The following is a 3,436-nucleotide window of genomic DNA, read 5'->3' as shown; positions in this document are numbered from 1 at the left end:
TCTGTTATATTAAGGTAAAAGGAATATTCATATATAAATATAATTATGGCAAATGTAATTAAGTTGCGTAAGGGCTTAGACATTAACCTAAAAGGTAAGGCCAATTTTGAAACAATTAGAAGGATAGATAGTTCTGAGATAGCACTTGTTCCTGATAGTTTCGGAGGTGTTACGCCAAAGGTTATTGTGCGTGAAGGCGACTGTGTTAAGGCTGGAGATGCCTTATTTGTGGATAAGAAATATCCAGAGATGAAGTTTGCTTCACCAATCAGTGGAACTGTAAAAGCGGTGGTGAGAGGTGATCGTCGAAAGGTTCTTTACGTTAAGGTAAAGGCTGATGAGACGCAGCAATTCGTTGATTTTGGTATAAAAGATATTGAGAAGTTGGATGGTAAGGCAATCAAAGAAGCTTTACTCGCGAGTGGATTGTTTAGTTTTATTCAACAGTTACCTTATGCTGTGACAACGACTCCTGATACAATGCCGAAAGCAATCTTTGTTTCTGCTTTTCGAGATATGCCTTTAGCTTCAGACTTTGAAGTGGAATTAAAGGGTAATGAAAAGGATTTTCAAACAGGATTAACGGCATTATCTAAAATACAAAAGACTTATTTAGGACTTTCTGTGCACCAGACTGCATCGGCACTTGTAAATGCAAAGGATGTTGAAATCAATGTCTTTGATGGCAAATGTCCTGCAGGTAATGTGGGTGTTCAAGTCAATCATATAGATCCAATCAATAAAGGTGAGGTGGTTTGGACTATAGATCCTGCTGCGGTTATATTCTTTGGAAGATTATTTAATACAGGAAAAGTTGATTTAAGGAGGGTGATTGCTGTTGCTGGTAGTGAGGTAAAGAATCCTTCTTACGCTGAAATACTTATTGGAACCCCTTTATCTAAGGTTCTCGATGGGCAGTTGAAGTCTACTGAGCACGTTCGAATTATTAATGGAAATCCTCTTACTGGGCGCAAAACAACACTTGAAGATTTTGTCGGAGCGCATACATCTGAGGTAACAGTAATTCCTGAAGGTGATGATGTTAATGAGTTCTTAGGATGGATTCTTCCCAGAACGAATTTATTCTCCGTTTCAAAAAGCTATTTCTCATGGCTCATGGGAAAGAAGACTTATAACCTCGATGCACGAATAAAAGGGGGAGAACGTCATATGATTATGAGTGGAGAATATGATAAAGTGCTACCAATGGATATCTATGGTGAATATCTTATAAAAGCTATTATAGCTGAAGATATTGATAAAATGGAACAATTGGGAATCTATGAAGTAAGTCCTGAAGACTTTGCTGTAGCCGAGTTTGTTGATTCTTCCAAATTAGAATTACAAAAGATTGTACGCAATGGTCTTGACATGCTCCGCAAAGAGAATGCTTAATTATAAAGGATAAAAGAATTATGAGTTTAAGAAGATATCTTGATACAATCAAACCTAACTTTGAAAAGGGAGGTAAACTCCATGCGTTTCAAAGTGTGTTTGAAGGCTTGGAAACATTCTTGTATGTTCCAAATGCAACATCTCAGAGCGGAACTAACATTCATGATGCGATAGATTCAAAGCGAATCATGAGTTTTGTAGTTATAGCTTTGCTCCCAGCTTTACTTTTTGGGATGTATAATATAGGCTATCAAAATTATGAGGCGGCAGGAAAGTTGGCGGAAGCATCATTCTGTGACATGTTTCTTTTTGGCTTTTTAGCTGTTCTTCCCAAAATAGTTGTCAGCTATGTAGTTGGTTTGGGGATTGAATTTGCTTGGGCTCAATGGAAGGGTGAAGAGATTCAAGAAGGCTATTTGGTTTCAGGCATCATTATTCCAATGATAGTTCCTGTTGGTTGTCCTTTGTGGATGTTGGCTTTAGCGTGTGCTTTCTCAGTTATTTTCGTTAAGGAAATTTTTGGTGGAACAGGCATGAATGTTTTTAATGTGGCTATAGCTGCACGCATGTTCTTGTTCTTTTCTTATTCAAGTGCAATGACTGGAGACCGCGTATGGGTAGCAACCAGTTCTATATGTGGCTTGGGCAACACGCTGCCTGATGCTTTTACGGCCGCTACTCCTCTTGGCCAATTGGCATCAGGAACTATTCCTAATGTTTCAATGGCAGATATTATAATAGGTCTTATACCTGGATCTATTGGGGAAACAAGTGTTATAGCAATAGCTATAGGGGCTGTAATCCTATTGTGGACTGGTATTGCAAGTTGGAGAACTATGGGCACTGTATTTGTAGGAGGAATAGTAATGGCTGTTTTGTTTCATGCATTAGGGATGACACCTATACAATGGTATGAACATATTGTCTTAGGAGGTTTCTGCTTTGGTGCTGTATTTATGGCTACCGATCCAGTTACATCAGCACGCACAGAGACTGGAAAATACTACTATGGATTCTTCATTGGAGCGCTTGCGGTGATTGTTCGTGTGATGAATCCTGGCTTCCCTGAGGGTATGATGTTGGCTATATTCTTCGGTAATATGATAGCTCCATTGATTGATTATTGTGTGGTTCAACGCAATATTTCACGCAGAGCGAAACGTATTTCGAAAGTACAATAATAAAGAAGTAGATTATGAAGACAAATTCAAATTCATATACCATCATATATTCTGTTATCATTGTTGTTATTGTTGCATTCCTTTTAGCTTTTGTATTCCAGGCTTTGAAGCCCATGCAAGATGCTAATGTTGCACTCGATAAGAAGAAACAGATTCTTAATTCGTTAAATATTCGTGATTTAAATGATGCTCAAGCCGATGCTAAATATAAGGAAGTCGTTGTAGCTGATAGGGTAATAGACGAAAAAGGAAAGGTACTTCTTCCGGGAACTACTGGTGGAGAGAATGCTGGTTTCAAGCTTGAAAGTAAGGATTATAAGGAAGGTAAGTTGGCCTTATATATATGTAGAGTTAATGGAGAGACTAAGTATGTGGTTCCTGTATACGGCATGGGGCTCTGGGGACCAATTAGTGGATATATTGCTTTGAATGCAGATAAGTCGACTGTATATGGAGTTTATTTCAATCATGAAAGCGAAACAGCTGGTCTTGGGGCAGAAATCAAAGACAATAAAGCTTGGCAAGAGAAGTTCCAAGGCAAGAAATTGTTTAAGAACGGAGATGATAAGGCAATAGCTTTGAGTGTTGAAAAGAAGGTTGAAGACCCAACTACGCAGGTTGATGCCGTTACAGGTGCAACGTTAACCAGTAATGGTGTGCGCGATATGTTGCATGAAGCATTGGGTAAGTATCTTGTTTTTATAAATCAAAAATAATTCATTAATAAAGATAAAAGATGAGTTTGTTTAGTAAACAAAATAAAGAAGCATTTATCAATCCATTGAATCTTGATAATCCTATCATGGTTCAAGTGCTTGGTATATGTAGTGCTTTAGCTGTAACTTCACAACTAAAACCGG

At 38.1% G+C, this 3,436-nt stretch carries 4 protein-coding genes; all 4 read left to right on the top strand.

Going from position 1 to position 3,436, the window contains the following annotated elements:
* Positions 1 to 45: 45 nt before the first annotated feature.
* A complete protein-coding gene (locus tag HMPREF9420_RS02105) occupies positions 46 to 1,395 on the top strand; it encodes a Na(+)-translocating NADH-quinone reductase subunit A (protein WP_007133745.1) in 1,350 nt (449 codons plus the stop codon).
* Between the two features lie 20 nt (positions 1,396 to 1,415).
* Positions 1,416 to 2,576 carry an NADH:ubiquinone reductase (Na(+)-transporting) subunit B gene (locus HMPREF9420_RS02100; protein ID WP_007133744.1) on the top strand — a complete coding sequence of 387 codons (1,161 nt, stop codon included), beginning with the start codon at positions 1,416 to 1,418 and terminating at the stop codon, positions 2,574 to 2,576.
* A gap of 14 nt (positions 2,577 to 2,590) precedes the next feature.
* The gene (gene nqrC, locus HMPREF9420_RS02095) at positions 2,591 to 3,292 is read left to right on the top strand and encodes an NADH:ubiquinone reductase (Na(+)-transporting) subunit C (protein ID WP_007133743.1); all 702 of its coding nucleotides are present in this window, start codon (positions 2,591 to 2,593) and stop codon (positions 3,290 to 3,292) included.
* A gap of 20 nt (positions 3,293 to 3,312) precedes the next feature.
* Positions 3,313 to 3,436: Rnf-Nqr domain containing protein (locus tag HMPREF9420_RS14525; RefSeq protein ID WP_282680359.1), on the top strand; the 124-nt coding region annotated here is incomplete at its 3' end.

Origin of the sequence: Segatella salivae DSM 15606, from assembly GCF_000185845.1 — a bacterium.
Classification (GTDB): Bacteria; Bacteroidota; Bacteroidia; order Bacteroidales; family Bacteroidaceae; genus Prevotella; species Prevotella salivae.
The sequence above is the reverse complement of the archived record's forward strand: the minus strand, read 5'-3'. Positions and strand labels throughout refer to the sequence as shown.

Coding starts and splice junctions, on each gene's coding strand:
- HMPREF9420_RS02100 (WP_007133744.1), top strand. CDS start 1,416: ATGAGTTTAAGAAGATATCTTGATACAATCAAACCTAACTTTGAAAAG.
- HMPREF9420_RS02105 (WP_007133745.1), top strand. CDS start 46: ATGGCAAATGTAATTAAGTTGCGTAAGGGCTTAGACATTAACCTAAAA.
- nqrC (WP_007133743.1), top strand. CDS start 2,591: ATGAAGACAAATTCAAATTCATATACCATCATATATTCTGTTATCATT.